At 53.3% G+C, this 16261-nt stretch carries 16 protein-coding genes; 8 read left to right on the top strand and 8 right to left on the bottom strand.

What is annotated here, in order from left to right; translation table 11 throughout:
- Nucleotides 1–50: 50 nt before the first annotated feature.
- Complete coding sequence (locus tag U9O48_RS12965) at nucleotides 51–887, bottom strand: alpha/beta hydrolase (protein ID WP_324722624.1); 837 nt, start codon at nucleotides 885–887, stop codon at nucleotides 51–53.
- Between the two features lie 265 nt (nucleotides 888–1152).
- Between U9O48_RS12965 and U9O48_RS12960 the strand changes: the two genes are divergently transcribed.
- On the top strand, nucleotides 1153–1473 hold the full coding sequence (locus tag U9O48_RS12960; RefSeq protein ID WP_285157990.1) for a cupin domain-containing protein: 321 nt from the start codon (nucleotides 1153–1155) through the stop codon (nucleotides 1471–1473).
- Nucleotides 1474–1483: 10 nt separating this feature from the next.
- On the opposite strand, the gene U9O48_RS12955 is transcribed toward U9O48_RS12960, so the two are convergent.
- Together U9O48_RS12955 and U9O48_RS12950 are read right to left on the bottom strand one after the other, a co-directional pair.
- Nucleotides 1484–2374 carry an oxidoreductase gene (locus U9O48_RS12955; RefSeq protein ID WP_324722623.1) on the bottom strand — a complete coding sequence of 297 codons (891 nt, stop codon included), beginning with the start codon at nucleotides 2372–2374 and terminating at the stop codon, nucleotides 1484–1486.
- A 139-nt stretch (nucleotides 2375–2513) separates the two neighbouring features.
- Nucleotides 2514–3440, bottom strand: a complete 927-nt coding sequence (locus tag U9O48_RS12950; protein WP_324722622.1) for a LysR family transcriptional regulator — start codon at nucleotides 3438–3440, stop codon at nucleotides 2514–2516.
- 92 nt (nucleotides 3441–3532) lie between these two features.
- On the opposite strand from U9O48_RS12950, the gene U9O48_RS12945 reads away from it, so the two are divergent.
- Nucleotides 3533–4009: a GNAT family N-acetyltransferase gene (locus tag U9O48_RS12945; protein WP_324722621.1), complete on the top strand. Its 477-nt coding sequence runs from the start codon at nucleotides 3533–3535 to the stop codon at nucleotides 4007–4009.
- A gap of 288 nt (nucleotides 4010–4297) precedes the next feature.
- Here the strand turns inward: U9O48_RS12945 and U9O48_RS12940 are convergent, their stop codons facing one another.
- Nucleotides 4298–4831 carry a dihydrofolate reductase family protein gene (locus U9O48_RS12940; RefSeq protein ID WP_324722620.1) on the bottom strand — a complete coding sequence of 178 codons (534 nt, stop codon included), beginning with the start codon at nucleotides 4829–4831 and terminating at the stop codon, nucleotides 4298–4300.
- A gap of 99 nt (nucleotides 4832–4930) precedes the next feature.
- On the opposite strand from U9O48_RS12940, the gene U9O48_RS12935 reads away from it, so the two are divergent.
- The 3 genes from U9O48_RS12935 to U9O48_RS12925 all read left to right on the top strand — a co-directional run bounded on the left by U9O48_RS12935 (nucleotide 4931) and on the right by U9O48_RS12925 (nucleotide 7478).
- Nucleotides 4931–5497 (top strand): TetR/AcrR family transcriptional regulator, encoded by a 567-nt coding sequence (locus U9O48_RS12935; protein ID WP_324722619.1) that lies wholly within the window; start codon nucleotides 4931–4933, stop codon nucleotides 5495–5497.
- A gap of 264 nt (nucleotides 5498–5761) precedes the next feature.
- Nucleotides 5762–6721 (top strand): hypothetical protein, encoded by a 960-nt coding sequence (locus tag U9O48_RS12930; RefSeq protein ID WP_324722618.1) that lies wholly within the window; start codon nucleotides 5762–5764, stop codon nucleotides 6719–6721.
- Between the two features lie 91 nt (nucleotides 6722–6812).
- Nucleotides 6813–7478 carry a dihydrofolate reductase family protein gene (locus U9O48_RS12925; RefSeq protein ID WP_324722617.1) on the top strand — a complete coding sequence of 222 codons (666 nt, stop codon included), beginning with the start codon at nucleotides 6813–6815 and terminating at the stop codon, nucleotides 7476–7478.
- Nucleotides 7479–7618: 140 nt separating this feature from the next.
- On the opposite strand, the gene U9O48_RS12920 is transcribed toward U9O48_RS12925, so the two are convergent.
- Both U9O48_RS12920 and U9O48_RS12915 read right to left on the bottom strand, forming a co-directional pair.
- Entirely contained in the window at nucleotides 7619–7930 is a 312-nt protein-coding gene (locus U9O48_RS12920; RefSeq protein WP_324722616.1) for a YebG family protein, read from the bottom strand.
- Nucleotides 7931–7988: 58 nt separating this feature from the next.
- Nucleotides 7989–8987, bottom strand: a complete 999-nt coding sequence (locus U9O48_RS12915) for a nitrilase family protein (RefSeq protein ID WP_324722615.1) — start codon at nucleotides 8985–8987, stop codon at nucleotides 7989–7991.
- 100 nt (nucleotides 8988–9087) lie between these two features.
- Between U9O48_RS12915 and U9O48_RS12910 the strand changes: the two genes are divergently transcribed.
- Nucleotides 9088–9966 carry a LysR family transcriptional regulator gene (locus U9O48_RS12910; protein ID WP_324724400.1) on the top strand — a complete coding sequence of 293 codons (879 nt, stop codon included), beginning with the start codon at nucleotides 9088–9090 and terminating at the stop codon, nucleotides 9964–9966.
- A 25-nt stretch (nucleotides 9967–9991) separates the two neighbouring features.
- On the opposite strand, the gene U9O48_RS12905 is transcribed toward U9O48_RS12910, so the two are convergent.
- Nucleotides 9992–10345, bottom strand: a complete 354-nt coding sequence (locus U9O48_RS12905; protein WP_095281498.1) for a helix-turn-helix domain-containing protein — start codon at nucleotides 10343–10345, stop codon at nucleotides 9992–9994.
- Between the two features lie 334 nt (nucleotides 10346–10679).
- Here U9O48_RS12905 and U9O48_RS12900 point away from each other — a divergent pair, with 334 nt between their 5' ends.
- A complete protein-coding gene (locus U9O48_RS12900; RefSeq protein WP_282494551.1) occupies nucleotides 10680–11855 on the top strand; it encodes an efflux RND transporter periplasmic adaptor subunit in 1176 nt (391 codons plus the stop codon).
- A gap of 23 nt (nucleotides 11856–11878) precedes the next feature.
- Nucleotides 11879–15034, top strand: coding sequence for a multidrug efflux RND transporter permease subunit OqxB (oqxB, locus tag U9O48_RS12895; protein ID WP_324722614.1), 3156 nt, complete (start codon nucleotides 11879–11881; stop codon nucleotides 15032–15034).
- 685 nt (nucleotides 15035–15719) lie between these two features.
- Here the strand turns inward: oqxB and U9O48_RS12890 are convergent.
- A complete protein-coding gene (locus U9O48_RS12890; RefSeq protein ID WP_282494549.1) occupies nucleotides 15720–16199 on the bottom strand; it encodes an RrF2 family transcriptional regulator in 480 nt (159 codons plus the stop codon).
- Between the last annotated feature and the right edge of the window lie 62 nt (nucleotides 16200–16261).

Below are 16261 nucleotides of genomic sequence, written 5' to 3'. Positions count from 1 at the left end.
ATTTTTGTGATAACTGTCGGCATCGCCAGGCGGCGATACCGACAGTTCAGTTAGCTGCGAATAAATGCCAGCAGATCCTGGTTAATCACATCGGCGTGCGTCGCGTGCATCCCGTGCGGGAAGCCCGGATAGATCTTGAGCGTGCTATTGCTGAGGAGCTCATCCTGAAGCAGGGCCGCATTTTTGTACGGCACCACCTGATCGTCATCGCCATGCAAAATCAGCGTCGGCACGCTGATGGCTTTCAGATCCTCGGTCTGGTCGGTTTCTGAGAAGGCTTTGATACCCTCGTAGTGCGCCTTTGCGCTGCCGATCATCCCCTGACGCCACCAGTTCTGGATGATGCCCTGAGAGATCTCCGCGCCATCCCGGTTAAAACCGTAGAACGGCCCCGTCGCGACATCGAGAAAGAACTGCGCGCGGTTGGCGGCCAGCGCCTGGCGGAAGCCGTCGAAAACCTCCAGCGGCGTGCCGCCCGGGTTGTCTGGCGTTTTGACCATCAGCGGAGGGACGGCGCTGATTAGCACCGCTTTCGCCACGCGCCCCTGCGGCTGACCATATTTTGCGACGTAGCGCGCAACCTGCCCGCCACCCGTCGAGTGCCCGATATGCACCACGTTTTTCAGATCCAGATGCTCAACGACGGCGGAGACGTCGGCGGCGTAGTGATCCATATCGTGCCCGTCGCTGACCTGGCTGGAACGCCCGTGCCCGCGTCGGTCCGAGGCGAGCACGCGATAACCTTGCGCTAAAAAGAACAGCAGCTGGTTATCCCAGTCATCCGCGCTGAGCGGCCAGCCGTGGTGGAAAAATATCGGCTGCGCATCTTTGGGGCCCCAGTCTTTATAGAAGATCTCAACGTTATCTTTCGTGGTGACAAATGACATGATTGAACCTCTCGGGTGGAGTGAAAGGAGAAGGGGTAGGTTGGTTATCAGGTGGAAAAGTACAGCATCCAAGTCTAGCTGAGAACGGTGCCGTTTGCCTGAATTCTCGGGTCAGGAAGTTCCTGGAAGGGTTCGTGAATATCCTTGTAAACCAGAGCGTTAATAAGGCTTAGCTAAAATCCGGCAAGCCTAACCTGATGAAATCATAACGGTATTCCTGGCGGCATGGTAAAGGTGGTGAAATCTAACGAAGCGGAGTGGAAAAATGAAAGCCTCTATTGCAGGCGTCGTCGCGAGCCTGCCGGAGATCTGGCGTTCACGCGTGCTTGGAACCGTCGGGAACGCCAGTATTAAAGTGATCAAAATGGGCGGAGAGGGTATTCCGTCTGAGGTTCACGACGATTTCGACGAGCTGCTGCTGGTGCTCGACGGCGAACTGCCGCTGGTGGTGGCGGGCGAGCAGTTTACGCTGCAAACCGGGGAGTACTGTTTCGTGCCGAGAGGGGCGAGCCATTCGGTGCCGGAGGGGAGTTTTGGCGTCTTATTGCTGGTGGACGTGGGGCAGGGAAAATCCGCCGCCCCCTGAATCCTTCACGTCAACCCGGCCCCTCGCTGCCCGCCGCCAGCAGCGGAACGATGACGTTGCTGATGGGCACGGGAAGGCCATGTTTTTGCCCGTAGCGCTGGATCACGCCGTTACGGATGTCCCACTCCAGCGGGCGATTGGCCTGGCGGTCGGCCAGAATGGAGGTGCCCAGATCTGCCGGGGCACGATGAAACCCGTCGACGATCTCCTGCGGCACGCTGTCGCTCAGGCTCGCGCCCTCTGCCCGCGCGACGCTCAGACATTCGTGCAGATAGGCCAGCGCCAGCTCGGTAATATCGTCCCGCGAGAACATGCCCGCGCGACGATTCGCCAGCACCATCAGCCCGGCAACGGCATTTTGTAACAGCTTGCGCCAGGCTATGGAGATAAAATCGGCTGACAGCTCGACCGCACAGCGCGTGCCGCTGAGGGCATCGATGATGCGTGTGGCCTGCGGGATATCCGGGAGGGTCAGACGCGGTTTGGCGCGCAGCCAGACCGAGGCATCCGCCTCGCGCTGGGCCGGAAACCAGACCACCGACGGGATCACCGTGGCGCCATTGACGTAAGGTTCGAGCTGGGTTTTCTGCTCGACGCCATTTTGCAGCGCGCAGACGACGGTGTTTTCATCACACAGGGCGGCAAGCCATTCGGCGCAGTCTGCCACCTGAGTCGTTTTTACCGCGACAAACACCAAATCGAACGGATGACGGACGGTCGTCGGATCGGTTAATACCGGGCCGGGCACCGTTACTTCACCGTCATCGTGACGCAAAATTAACTGCGGATGAGCGGTGCGCCCGCAGAGCAGGGGCGTTCGGCCAACTTCATGAAGTGCGGCGGCAATCGTGGTGCCGATAGCGCCGGGACCGATAAGGGCGACTGAGGGATGGTCAGACATCTTATTACCTCCTTCTTGAGTAACGAGAGTGACTTTTTAGCATACTCCTCTCGCATTATGCGGCTCTTTGGGCTGTGGCTGGCAAGTTGATGAATTTGCGCGTAAACAGTCCGCTTATCCCCCTTTTCCCGTTGCCATATCAAGGGTTAATCTCGTCTGCCAGCGTCTGGAGTTTTGCCTTGAGCCATTTGGTTGCCCCTCGCTGACCACTGCGTTTGTGCGAATAAATTTTGACTTCAAACGGGCTTATCGCGAACGGCAATGGAAAAATCTTGATACTGGCGGCAGGAATGAGTTTCTCAGCCGCATAACGGGGAAGGGCCATCAGCAGATCGCTTTGCGCAACAATAAAGGGTGCACTCAGCATCGACGGCGTCTTGAGCGCAATCTGCCGTGTGTAGCCCATCTGCTCAAGCTGAATATCCAGTACGCCCCGCTTTTCATTCCAGGGGGTGATAACGAGATGACGCGCGGTGAGATAATCCTCCAGTGTTAGCTGGGTTCGGTGAAGGTTGCTGATGACAACATACTCATCTTCAAACCAGTTGATCTCTTCCAGTTCCTGATGCTGAAGATCTTCCGGTGTACTGAACCCAAGCGCCAAATCCACTTCGCCCGCCAGCAGTTCTGTCAGCGCCGGGCTGTGCGGCAAATACCGTAACTCAAAGCGTAAGCCGGGAGCGTCATGCTGCAACTGATGCATCAGCGCAGGAAAAATGCATAACGCGGTGAAGTCCGTAATGGCGACCTGGATACAATCCGAGCTTTCGGCAGCGATGAATTCTGGTTGAGGAGTCAATTCCTGATTGAGAAGTTTCAGGGCTGAAGCAATAGAAGGCGCGAGCTGGGTGGCATATACGCTTGGACGCATCCGATAGCCTTCCCGGTAAAACAACGGGTCATTGAGAGCCGCGCGTAGCCGTGACAGGGCGTGACTCAGCGCCGATGTGCTCATCGCCAGTTCATCTGCGGCGAGTCGAACGGAAGAGTGGCGATAGATTGCGTCAAAAATGAGCAGCAGATTCAAATCAAGGCGCCTTAGCGCTGGATGCATAATATTCATCATTGGGTGATTTCATTGCACTTAATTCTTCCGACAATACCCCCTATGCTTACCGCCATCAATATCGATAGCTTGTAAAAATGACAGGAAAACAAATGAGTATCACTCTTCGCCAGGCCCGTCCGGAAGATGCGTCTGCAATCTACACAATGATTTATGAACTGGCAGTCTATGAAAAAGCCCCGGAAGAGGTGGTGACGACGCCAGATGAAATTCGGGAAACACTTTTTGGCGACGGCAGTCATACAGAAGCGTTGATCTGCGAGATTGATGGCAAAGCAGCAGGGTATGCGGTCTTCTTCACCAGCTATTCCACCTGGCTTGGGCGTAATGGCATTTATATGGAAGATCTGTATGTTTCCCCCGAATATCGCGGTAAAGGTGCGGGGAGAGCATTGCTGAAACAAATTGCGCAATATGCAGTTGAACGGCGGTGTGGACGCTTAGAATGGAGTGTTCTGGACTGGAACCAACCGGCAATTGATTTTTACCTCAGTATTGGTGCATTACCGCAAAACGAATGGGTGCGCTATCGCCTGGACGGTGAAGCGCTTTTGCGGTTCGCTGAATAGAGCAAGGGTAGGGGGGAAGATGCCCGTGGCGGGCATCTTCTGTTGGTTGGGTTGTGCGGTATGGGCTTTGTTGAAGGGCTTGCTAAGTGTGCCTGGGGGGGGGCGGGGGCGGTTATGTTTGCTTTGAGCGAGAAGCGGATAATCATGTTGCATGTAAAAGGGACCGCCTAAACTAGTGCCTGTTGATCTGAATCGCCACGTGCTAAATGTTGCAAGTCGGGCCTTTTCGGTATTTAAAAATAGCCAGAGACTTGTTATGAATATCATTTATAAATACAAAAATAGTTATTATTTCTCTCGTACGTAAGTGGTTTTAACTAAGGTATCTAGCACAACTTCATTTTTTGTCACTTTGAAGTTCAATGGTTGTTTTAGTTCACTAAACAAAGGTACGCCCCCTCCAAGTAAGATTGGAAAGCGAGTAATAATCATTTGATCGATTAAATCTTCATTGAGGAAGCTTTGAATTGTTGCACCACCGTCGATGTAGAGATCATTAAATCCCTTGGCATTCAGGTCCGCGATAATATTTTTCAATTCGCCTTTGACTAAGAATACTTTTTCTTCATAGCCTCGCGGCACTTTTGTCATGGTATTGCTCAAAACAAACACTGGCTTTGTATAAGGCCAATTGCAATCAAAACTCAGCACAACATCAAGGGTATTACGCCCCATCACCACCCCGTCAATTCGCTCCAACAAAGCAAAGAAGCCAGTATCGACATTATCTGGATTCGGTATCGCATAAAGCCAGTCGAGCTTCCCTTGTTTATCAGCAATATAGCCATCCAGGCTGGTTGCAATAAATACGATGTTTGCCATGAATACCCCATAAAATTAGTCGTGGTTGAGTCAAACTAAAACATAGTTTACAATGAATTCTACAATGTAGAATTAAATCGATTTTATTGGAGTTATCAGATGGATGTCAATGAAAAAAAACGCGGGCGACCGGTAGGAAAGTTAACACAGTTAAGTGCTGATAGAATTATAGAAACAGCTAAGTGTTTGATGAAAGAGAATGGAAAAGTCCCCAGTATCCGTTCATTAGCAACGCAATTAAACGTGGATCCTATGGCGATCTATCACTACTTCAACAACAAGAATTCGTTGCTAGAAGCACTAACTACATCACTTGTGGGAGAGATCTACCTGCCTCAAGTGCATTCAGACTGGCAAAACGAGTTAAAGTACTTATGTGTCAGTTATGTCGAAATATTACGCGAGTATAACGGACTACTACAAACTATGCTGAGTATGACATCACACGGCCCAGCCCAAATATTTACTGAACGGTATAAAATCATTGTTTCTCCTTTAGCTCTACCCCAAAAAACCGAAAAAGACGGACTAGATTTACTGGCAGATTATTTGCACGGTTTCGCGTTTTCCATCAGTTGTTGCCATGATGAGAAGATGATCAAAACTGAAATGATGAATGGACCTTTAGCACTAATTTGCAATGCATTGGAATCCTCCCGACCTTAACCCTTGGATATCGGATTTCACAACATGTTATATGATCTGAAATCCACACACACCACGGCTGGGCACGCCTGTGAAAGATCCTGTGGCCGTAAAGGCGGGCGTTAGTCTCAGCGGAAAATCAGTGCGCTGTGACACAAAAGTTGCTCCAAATGGGCTGTTGCAAACATATAGAAAACATCTGGTTGTTCGGGTCTAATTACCGGCTTCTGTCACCCTGATAACTCATCGAAGCAGGCTACCGAGCCTTTAAAAAGGACCAATATCATGACCATAAAAATTCGACCTGGTGTAGCAGCAGTACTGCTTGCTGTGGCATTGCCAGTATTGGCTAAAACGCCGGAGAACTTTATCTACACCAGCTCTGGTGAGCTCGAAGCAGCGTCAGCCATTATGGCTCGTAGCGACATTGGCGGTGCGCAGATCGTTTACAACTGGCGTTCACTCGAACCTGAGAAAAACAAATACGACTTCTCGCAGATTGAGGAGGATCTGGCTCGTCTCAAGGGAGCCAATAAAAAACTGTTCATCCAAATCCAGGACCGATTTTTCGAACAAGATGCCCGGTATGTCCCTGATTATCTGATGAGTGAAGCCCGATATGGCGGTGGGATTTCGCCACAATTTGATAACCCAGGCGAAGGGAAGCCCATTGGAGCAGGTTGGGTGGCACAGCAATGGGATGCTGATGTTCGTCAACGTTATCAGTCGTTGCTGGCGGCGATTGCAAAGCGTTTCGATGGTCAAGTCTATGGGGTGAATCTACCTGAAACCGCCATTGATCTTGACAAGAACAAACTACCCAAAGGATTTTCCTGCGATAACTATTTTGCAGGGGAAATGGAAAACCTGGCCTTTGCACGAAAGGTGTTTACCAAATCCCACGTGGTTCAATATGTCAATTTCTGGCCGTGCGAATGGAACAACGACCATAATTACATGGGGCGTCTGTTTGAGTTTGCCAGTGCTAATCATATTGGCGTTGGAGGTCCGGATATCGTCCCCAACCGCAAGGCGCAAATGAAGAACTCATACCCCTTCTTCAATAAATATAAAGGCAAACTGGCGCTCGTTGCCATGGCAGTACAGGAACCGACCTTAACCTATAAAAATCCTAAAACGGGTAAGCCATTTAGCAAGGATGAGTTTGTCCTGTTCGCAGAAGATTATCTCGGTGCTGATATCATTTTCTGGAGCACGACATCTCCCTGGCTGGCTAAGAAATAGATACCAATCGTGAGATCGCGCTTCGGATCGTTCTCGTACAAAACATCTGTTTTTTCCGAACGTGCAAGCACGCAAGATCCCGCTGGAGAAAATGGCAACAATTGAAGACGGGAACGAACCCCTGGCGCGGCTCACAGGCCTATGTAGTCAAAACGTAACCAAAGAGAAAATCATGAGAAAAATCGTTTCGTTTGTTCATGTGTCGCTGGATGGTTTTGTCTCTTCTACCGCTGAGGGCCCGGCGGGTCTGGAGTGGATAAGCATAAGCCCCGACTTGTTTGAGTACGTGGAGCAGCGAATTCAGCAGACCGACACTGCCTTATATGGGCGCAACACCTATCAGATGATGGAGTCGTACTGGCCAACGGCTGCCGATAAGCCTGATGCCAGCCCGCATGACCACGCGCATTCGCGTTGGTATAAATCTGCCCACAAAGTGGTGTTGTCGAAAACGCTGGTGCCAAAAAATCACCCTGATACGCAAATTATCAGTAGCAATTTAAGCGACGAAATCAGCAAGCTCAAGCACAGCGCGGGCATCGAAATCTTACTGTTTGGCAGTCCCTCAGCGACTCACGCGCTAATGGCGGAAAACCTTATCGATGAGTATTGGCTATTCGTCAATCCAATTCTGCTGGGGCAAGGCATTCCCTTGTTCAAAAACATAAAAGAGAGAACCTCACTCAGGCTGGTGAAGAGTCAAGTTTTCCCGTCAGGGGTGGCGTGCCTGCAATACGAGGTGAAACGAAATCAATGATGCAAGGTTCTGCCAGTGGAGCGAGGCGCTGATATCTACAACTGCGGTCCTGAAGCGTTGCGGCTCCCTTCAGACAACAAAAAAGCCGTAAGCAGTTATCTGCTTACGGCGACAGGCTCGGTGATGATGTGTTCTGACAATCAGGCCGCTTTCACTGCTCTGATTTTTTTAGCATCAACGGCATCGGATTCTGTTTTATCTGCAACAACGGCGGGATCGGGAAGCTTGCTGGTACGCAGAATATGCTGCACGGTCTCTTTCTGCTCGGCGAGATAAAGACCAAGATTTTCAGCCTGCGTCTCATCCATACCCATTTCGCTTTGCAGCAGCCAGTCGGTAAACGCGTCTGCCATATCAAGCAGCTTGTCGTGAGCGTCAGCTTCTTTCTTACTGGCAAAAGTCATTTTCTCTACACCTTTTCTTACGACAACAAATTTTGTTTCAACAGCCATTATGCGCACCTCATACTGTAATTATATACAGCATATCAGTTCCGGGTTTATGTTGCAGCTAAAAAGTGCTGACATTCTGGCGAGAAGGGAGCTCATTCGAAAATCGTGCACTGATCGCATCACGCTCATAGCCCTGCGGCTGTGTCAGTATCTGGTATAAATCAGGACGGCGACCATGGATCCAGCGGCGTCCGGTGCTCATTGCAAGCAGGCTTAAATCCAGTTCAGCGCTCACCATCACATTTTCAGCCGCCCAGGTTTCATTCACAATCCTGCCATAAGGATCGAGGATCATAGCATTACCTGTTCGCACTTCGTCATCATCCGCACCGACGCCGTTGCTGAAGAGAAGAAAGACGCCGTTGTCATGTGCACGGGCAGGTAGCCAGCGCATGAGCCATTCCCGTCCGCTTGGCCCTTTGAAGGCGGCCGTAATTTCTTCCTTGCGCGTTTCCCGCTCCTCCCAGAGCGACAGCGGAACAGGCTTCATCGCGTGAGGACTGCGGGAATCGGTCCCCCCTGTTTGATGCGGCGCGAGAAGAATATCGGCACCCAGCAACGCCGTCGCACGCACATTTTCGACCAGATTATTGTCCCAGCAAATCAGGATGCCGACTTTCACGCCCCAGGGTGTATCAAAAACGGTAAAGCTGTCCCCGCTGCTGATGGCCGGATGTTCAAAAGCATGGAGCTTACGATGCGTATGCATGGAGCCGTCCGGCATACAGGCCACATACGCATTGTAAAGGCGGCCATCGTCGGCTCTTTCAATCAGACCGGCGCCAATAAGCATGTGATGTTTCATCGCCAGAGTGCGAATTAACGACAGGGAAGGGCTCTCAGCAATCGGCTCTGCCAGAGCGGACACCTCTGCTGCGTTGAGTTTGGGGACATGCCAGTAGCCGGTGATACACATTTCAGGGAAGGTGAGAATTTTCACCTGCTCAAGCGCCGCCTGTTCAATAAATTTCTCCATGATCAGCAGATTGTATTTTTTGTTATTCGCCTGATGCTGAAACTGTACGGTTGCCGCTTTGAGGGGTGGATGTTCGTTCATGATGCATCTCCAGTTGTCATCGAGACTGAATTACATAACGCTTTCCGATAACTGTATAATCAAATCATTTCTGATTTTAATAACTATCTGGAATGCAAAATTGAACATCCGGTTGCTTAAGGCTTTTGTGATACTGGCTGAAAAAGGAAACTATGCCGATGCGGCGCGGGCGCTGTTTATCTCGCAACCGGCCTTGACCAAACAGATTAATCTCCTCGAATCCCAGGTGAATATTGCTCTATTTTCACGAGGACGACACGGCGCAGCCCTGACGGCTGGCGGGAGACGTTTGCTGCCAGAGGCCGAGAAAGTGGTCAGGCAAACCCAGTTATTTATGCATCACGCTGAGCGGGTATCAAAAGGGGTCGAGGGGCATATAAGCGTAGGCTTCGGTCTCTCTAGCTTTTATCTGGCACCCCGGTGTATCGCTGATTTTCGCCGAGACTATCCGGGAGTCGAGATGTCATTGACGGATCTTCCCTCCTTCCAGCAGTACGAGCTTTTACAAAATGATGAGCTTCAGGTCGGTTTTGTCAGGGTTCCGCCCCCTGTGGCGCTTGAATACCTGCCGTTAGTTACCGATCGGCTGGTTCTGGTTGCGCCCGCAACATCGCCGATAATGCCCGCGGCTGAGTGGCTAACGAAACGTCCCCTGTTGCGCCTGCATGATGAGCGGGGGCAGGGTTTGAATAGGCAGATCGACCGTTATCTGCACGATAACGGTCTTTTCATCTCATCGACTCAACTGACTGATGATATCCAGACTATCGTTGCGATGGTGATTGCGGGGATCGGTGTTGCCATTCTGCCCACCAGCGTTACGCATATCGCGCCGCCGGAACTGGTGATGATTCCGTTAACGGGGGAGTCAATCAGCTGGAAGGTCGGCATCGCCTGGGACGCAAGCAAAGAGGATGTCATTCGCGACAACTTTATTGCCAGTATACGAGCAGGCATTTCCGTCGATGGCGGGGAATGATCCCACGCGCGATGCACGACCGGGATTACTGGCGTAGCGGCTGCGTTTCCGGGCCACCTAAACTCCGCCGCCATGCGCCGGGCGCCTGACCATACTGACGCTTAAAGCTGCGGTTGAAGGACTGCTGAGAGTCAAAGCCCAGGGCGATCGCCACGTTTAAAATCGGTTCATCGCTGCGGGTTAAGCGCTCAACCGATTTTTGCAGTTTTTGCGCGCGAATATACCCGGCGAGGGGATAGCCCGTATGTTCTTTGAACAGGCGCTGGAGGTGCCATTTTGAGTAGCCGGATCGCCTGGCGACGGACTCAATGTCCAGACGGCTATCCAGGTTGTTGTCGATCCAGTCGAGTAAATCATGCATAAATGCGCCCGTGTTCATCTGGTTACCCCCCAAAGCCTGTCTAAAAGTATCTTTATCTGTTGCATTTAAAGGTGGCCCGTTTTGATATGAATTGCAAGTTTTATTGTTGCATTTAAATCCTTGCGCGAAACGGGTCTTTTCTCTCTGAATCAAATAGCACATAAAGTGCAACAATTATTCTTGCACTTAGTTAAGCGCCTTCCTACAATCGCCGCAAATAATGTATTCATTATTGTTACAGTTTTGTGGCGATGAACGGCACAAATGGCCTTAAGCCAACCCGGACAAAGGAAGTGGCGCGGCGTCTCCCGCGGCGTCTTGTCTGGCGGCTAAAATTACCGGAATAAAAATAATGAGCCTGCAAAAAACCTGGGGTAACTTTCATCTGAGCGCGGTGGGGGTCATGTTGCTCGCCGTGCTACTCGTCGGATGCGATAACAGTGTCGCGCAAAATGCTGCGCCACCTGCGCCTGCCGTCAGCGCGGCTGACGTGGTTGTGAAATCCATTAGCCAGTGGGATAGCTTTAACGGCCGGATTGAAGCGGTGGAAAGTGTTCAGTTACGTCCGCGCGTCTCGGGCTACATTGATAAAGTGAATTATACCGACGGCCAGGAGGTGAAGAAGGGCGAGGTGCTGTTCACCATTGATGACAGAACCTATCGTGCGGCACTGGAACAGGCGCAGGCGGCGCTGGCGAGAGCCAAAACGCAGGCCAGCCTGGCGCAAAGCGAGGCTAACCGTACCAATAAACTGGTCAATACCAACGTGGTCTCCCGTGAAGAATGGGAGCAGCGCCGTTCGGCTGCCACTCAGGCACAGGCCGACATTCGCGCTGCCCAGGCGACGGTGGACGCCGCACAACTCAACCTGGATTTCACCAAAGTCACCGCGCCTATTGAGGGTCGCGCCAGCCGGGCGTTGATCACCAGCGGTAATCTGGTTACTGCGGGTGACAGCGCGAGTGTGCTCACCACGCTGGTCTCGCAGAAAACGGTTTACGTCTACTTTGACGTGGATGAGTCGACCTACCTTCACTATCAAAACCTCGCCCGCAGCGGGCAGGGCGCGTCCAGTCATCACACGGCGCTTCCGGTGGAAATTGGCCTGACGGGCGAGGAAGGTTATCCCCATCAGGGCAAAGTGGATTTTCTGGATAATCAGTTAACGCCGAGTACGGGCACCATCCGTATGCGTGCGCTGCTGGATAACGCGCAGCGTCAGTTCACGCCTGGGCTCTTTGCCCGTGTGCGCCTGCCGGGCAGTGCTGAATTTAAAGCCACATTGATTGACGATAAAGCGGTGCTGACCGATCAGGATCGTAAGTATGTGTATATCGTGGATAAAGAGGGAAAAGCACAGCGTCGCGACATTACGCAGGGGCGTCTGGCAGACGGTTTACGCATCGTGCAGCAGGGGCTGAACCCTGGCGATAAAGTCATCGTCGAGGGTTTACAAAAAGTGTTCATGCCGGGGATGCCGGTTAACGCGAAGACCGTTGCCATGACCGCCAGCACCGCCCTTAACTGATCCCTTACCTGAGAATCCGACCCATGGACTTTTCCCGTTTTTTCATCGACAGGCCAATTTTTGCTGCCGTACTGTCGATTCTGATTTTTATCACAGGGCTGATCGCCATCCCGCTGTTGCCGGTGAGCGAATATCCTGACGTTGTGCCGCCAAGCGTTCAGGTCCGCGCGGAGTACCCGGGCGCCAACCCGAAAGTGATTGCCGAGACCGTGGCGACGCCGCTGGAAGAAGCGATCAACGGCGTTGAAAACATGATGTACATGAAATCCGTCGCGGGCTCGGACGGCGTACTAGTGACCACCGTCACTTTCCGTCCGGGGACTGACCCCGATCAGGCGCAGGTTCAGGTGCAAAACCGGGTCGCACAGGCCGAGGCGCGTCTGCCGGAAGACGTGCGACGTTTAGGCATCACAACCCAGAAACAGTCGCCAACGCTCACGCTGGTGGTGCATCTGTTTTCGCCCAACGGTAAATACGACTCCCTGTATATGCGTAACTACGCCACGCTGAAAGTGAAGGACGAGCTGGCGCGTCTGCCCGGCGTCGGCCAGATTCAGATATTCGGCTCGGGCGAATACGCCATGCGCATCTGGCTGGACCCCAACAAAGTGGCGGCACGCGGGTTGACCGCTTCGGATGTGGTCACGGCGATGCAGGAGCAGAACGTGCAGGTTTCCGCCGGGCAGCTGGGTGCCGAACCGCTGCCGAAAGAGAGCGATTTCCTAATCTCCATTAACGCCCAGGGGCGTCTGCATACTGAAGAAGAGTTTGGCAACATTGTCCTGAAAACGACGCAGGACGGTACGGTTGTCCGCCTGCGCGATGTGGCGCGTATCGAAATGGGCTCCGGCAGCTACGCCCTGCGTTCTCAGTTGAACAACAAAGACGCGGTCGGGATTGGTATCTTCCAGTCTCCGGGGGCAAACGCCATTGATTTGTCTAACGCGGTGCGCGCAAAAATGGACGAACTTTCCACGCGTTTCCCGGCAGATATGAAGTGGGCGGCACCTTACGATCCGACCGTTTTTGTACGCGATTCCATTCGTGCGGTGGTTCAAACGCTGCTGGAAGCGGTGGTGCTGGTGGTTCTGGTCGTGATTCTGTTCCTGCAAACCTGGCGCGCGTCGATCATTCCGTTGATCGCGGTGCCGGTTTCTGTCGTGGGGACGTTCAGCATTCTCTACCTGCTGGGCTTTTCACTTAACACCCTGAGCCTGTTCGGGCTGGTACTGGCTATCGGTATCGTGGTGGACGACGCCATCGTGGTGGTGGAAAACGTCGAGCGAAATATCGAAGAGGGCCTGACTCCCCTTGCGGCGGCGCATCAGGCGATGCGTGAGGTTTCGGGGCCGATTATTGCGATTGCGCTGGTGCTATGCGCGGTGTTTGTGCCGATGGCATTTCTTTCGGGCGTCACCGGGCAGTTCTACAAACAGTTTGCGGTGACGATCGCGATTTCGACGGTGATTTCCGCCATCAACTCGCTGACGCTCTCTCCGGCGCTGGCAGCCCTGCTGTTAAAGCCACACGGCGCAGCGAAAGATTTTCCGACCCGGTTGATTGACCGTCTGTTCGGCTGGATTTTCCGTCCGTTTAACCGCTTTTTCCAGCGCAGCTCGCACGGCTATCAGGGGCTGGTCGGCAAAACGCTCGGACGACGCGGCGCGGTATTTGCGGTTTATTTGCTGCTGCTCTGTGCGGCGGGTGTGATATTTAAAGCGGTACCCGGCGGCTTTATTCCGACGCAGGACAAGCTGTACCTGATTGGCGGCGTCAAAATGCCGGAAGGTTCGTCACTGGCGCGCACCGATGCGGTGATCCGCAAAATGAGCGAAATCGGGATGAATACCGAAGGCGTGGACTATGCGGTGGCGTTTCCAGGGCTGAATGCGCTGCAGTTCACCAATACGCCGAATACCGGAACGGTCTTCTTTGGCCTGAAACCCTTCGATCAGCGTAAACACTCTGCGGCGGAAATTAACGCTGAGATCAACGCAAAAATCGCGCAAATTCAGGAGGGCTTCGGTTTCTCCATCCTGCCGCCACCCATTTTAGGGCTGGGTCAGGGGTCGGGCTATTCGCTGTACATTCAGGATCGTGCGGGTCTTGGGTATGGCGCGCTGCAAAACGCGGTGAACTCGATGTCGGGTGCGATTATGCAAACGCCGGGGATGCATTTCCCGATCTCGACCTACCAGGCTAACGTGCCGCAGCTGGATGTGCAGGTCGATCGTGATAAGGCGAAAGCGCAGGGCGTGTTGCTGACCGATCTTTTCGGGACGCTGCAAACCTATCTGGGCTCGTCGTACGTGAACGACTTCAACCAGTTTGGGCGTACCTGGCGCGTGATGGCGCAGGCCGATGGGCAGTTCCGCGACAGCGTGGAAGATATCGCTAATTTACGCACCCGTAATAAGCAGGGCGAAATGGTGCCGATCGGCAGTATGGTGAACATCACGACCACCTACGGGCCGGATCCGGTGATTCGTTACAATGGTTATCCTGCGGCGGATCTCATTGGCGATGCCGACCCTCGCGTGCTTTCGTCCACACAGGCTATGACGCAGCTCGAAGGCATGTCGAATCAGATCCTGCCAAACGGGATGAACATTGAATGGACAGACCTGAGCTTCCAGCAGGCCACGCAGGGTAACACGGCGCTGATCGTCTTCCCGGTCGCTGTGCTGCTGGCGTTCCTGGTGCTGGCGGCGCTGTATGAAAGCTGGACGCTGCCGTTGGCGGTGATCCTGATCGTTCCGATGACGATGCTGTCCGCGCTGTTTGGCGTCTGGCTGACCGGGGGCGATAACAACGTGTTCGTGCAGGTGGGGCTGGTGGTACTGATGGGGCTTGCCTGTAAAAACGCGATTCTTATCGTGGAGTTTGCCCGCGAGCTGGAAATGCAGGGCAAGGGTATTATGGAAGCCGCGCTGGAGGCCTGCCGCCTGCGTTTACGCCCGATCGTGATGACCTCCATCGCCTTTATTGCCGGGACGATACCGCTGATCCTGGGTCACGGTGCAGGTGCAGAAGTGCGCGGCGTGACCGGGATCACCGTCTTCTCCGGGATGCTGGGCGTGACGCTGTTTGGTCTGTTCCTGACACCGGTGTTCTACGTGACGCTGCGTAAATTCGTGACGCGCGGCAAAGTGGAAAGGGAAGAGTTGCTGGTCCATTAAGCATCTGAGGTTATTCCGTTCACCTTATGTTCAGCAGAATATAATGGCGTCTTAACCTGTGAACGTGACAAGGGGGCTGCGCGGCCCCCTTGTCAATCCCCGCGCCCCGCCATGAAATCGGTGCTTCGCACTGCGCTCACCTCCCGGCCAGCTGCCTGCGGTCGGCTCGACTCGACTTCCTGTCTCGTTTCGCCTCTGGCCGCCATCCATGGCGTCCAGCCCTTGTCATCCGGCCTCCGGTTCGCCGATTTCTGCGGGGACCCAACACCGGTGCCACTTTCGGGCTGTCGTGAAGGTGGAGGGATCGTGAGTCCGGCTGAAAATCGCTGAGGCGTTGACTGGAGGTAGGGGCGACGCACAGGGATGTGCGTCGAGGGCGCGACTTACAGGGATGTTACCTGCGCCCGTCCCCGTCAGCCGGAAGGAATAAGACGAAGGCACCGCGGAGCGGCGATTTTCTTTGCCGGGAGCCGGGGTTGCCAGGGTGGTGGCGATTGAGCCACCCTGGCACGTTCACCGCAGAGAGATAGACCGGAAGCAGAGGAACGAAAGTGAACGGAACAATTCCACTGATGCCATAAAGGTCTTAGGGCAAGCAACATAATGAATTTAAATTCATTATGTTGCTTAACTGACTGGTATTACTTCAGAGTGAAGGCGATTTTTGTTCGCAACAGGGAAAGCGCTAAGACGTTTTTTGATACTGGGCTAAAAGCTCGGGGAGCGGATCACATCCGCTAGTATCGGCGTTTTTCACCGCATCCAGGGCGCTTGCCACGGTATGGCGGGCTAATACCGCTAACGACGCCTGCTCAGCTTCTTCAGAAATCGATTTAAAGTACCAGCAGGCGTTAGCGCTGACCACGCAGCGGGCCGGAACATCAGGGCGCGACGCCCATAGCTTTTTATCTTCGATAACCGACAGGTAGATGTCACGCAGGGTGATCTCTTCCGGCGGGCGACCAAGATGAATGGAGCCGTTACGGCCAAGCGTTGAGACGATAATGCCGTCACGCGTGAGCGGAACCATCAATTTGCGGATGAAGCTCGGATTTGCTTCCAGCCCGTAGGCCAGAATAGCACTCGTCGAACGTTCGCCCAATTGCTCCGCCATCGCTACGCTGAGAACCATCTGCAAAGCTGTCGGGAAGCGGTAATCTAGCATTTTTCTGTCCTGGGTTGCGGTGAATCTTGTTCTTTTTGGCACCGCAGAGGTGAATAAGCAAT

This window comes from Lelliottia sp. JS-SCA-14 (genome assembly GCF_035593345.1).
Classification (GTDB): Bacteria; Pseudomonadota; Gammaproteobacteria; order Enterobacterales; family Enterobacteriaceae; genus Enterobacter; species Enterobacter wanjuensis.
Note: the sequence above shows the minus strand (reverse complement) of the source record. Positions and strands in the feature narration are given on the sequence as shown.

Excerpts from the sequence above, each read along its gene's own strand:
- U9O48_RS12965 (WP_324722624.1), bottom strand. The coding sequence starts at position 887 with ATGTCATTTGTCACCACGAAAGATAACGTTGAGATCTTCTATAAAGAC.
- U9O48_RS12960 (WP_285157990.1), top strand. The coding sequence starts at position 1,153 with ATGAAAGCCTCTATTGCAGGCGTCGTCGCGAGCCTGCCGGAGATCTGG.
- U9O48_RS12955 (WP_324722623.1), bottom strand. The coding sequence starts at position 2,374 with ATGTCTGACCATCCCTCAGTCGCCCTTATCGGTCCCGGCGCTATCGGC.
- U9O48_RS12950 (WP_324722622.1), bottom strand. The coding sequence starts at position 3,440 with ATGATGAATATTATGCATCCAGCGCTAAGGCGCCTTGATTTGAATCTG.
- U9O48_RS12945 (WP_324722621.1), top strand. The coding sequence starts at position 3,533 with ATGAGTATCACTCTTCGCCAGGCCCGTCCGGAAGATGCGTCTGCAATC.
- U9O48_RS12940 (WP_324722620.1), bottom strand. The coding sequence starts at position 4,831 with ATGGCAAACATCGTATTTATTGCAACCAGCCTGGATGGCTATATTGCT.
- U9O48_RS12935 (WP_324722619.1), top strand. The coding sequence starts at position 4,931 with ATGGATGTCAATGAAAAAAAACGCGGGCGACCGGTAGGAAAGTTAACA.
- U9O48_RS12930 (WP_324722618.1), top strand. The coding sequence starts at position 5,762 with ATGACCATAAAAATTCGACCTGGTGTAGCAGCAGTACTGCTTGCTGTG.
- U9O48_RS12925 (WP_324722617.1), top strand. The coding sequence starts at position 6,813 with ATGGCAACAATTGAAGACGGGAACGAACCCCTGGCGCGGCTCACAGGC.
- U9O48_RS12920 (WP_324722616.1), bottom strand. The coding sequence starts at position 7,930 with ATGGCTGTTGAAACAAAATTTGTTGTCGTAAGAAAAGGTGTAGAGAAA.
- U9O48_RS12915 (WP_324722615.1), bottom strand. The coding sequence starts at position 8,987 with ATGAACGAACATCCACCCCTCAAAGCGGCAACCGTACAGTTTCAGCAT.
- U9O48_RS12905 (WP_095281498.1), bottom strand. The coding sequence starts at position 10,345 with ATGAACACGGGCGCATTTATGCATGATTTACTCGACTGGATCGACAAC.
- U9O48_RS12900 (WP_282494551.1), top strand. The coding sequence starts at position 10,680 with ATGAGCCTGCAAAAAACCTGGGGTAACTTTCATCTGAGCGCGGTGGGG.
- oqxB (WP_324722614.1), top strand. The coding sequence starts at position 11,879 with ATGGACTTTTCCCGTTTTTTCATCGACAGGCCAATTTTTGCTGCCGTA.
- U9O48_RS12890 (WP_282494549.1), bottom strand. The coding sequence starts at position 16,199 with ATGCTAGATTACCGCTTCCCGACAGCTTTGCAGATGGTTCTCAGCGTA.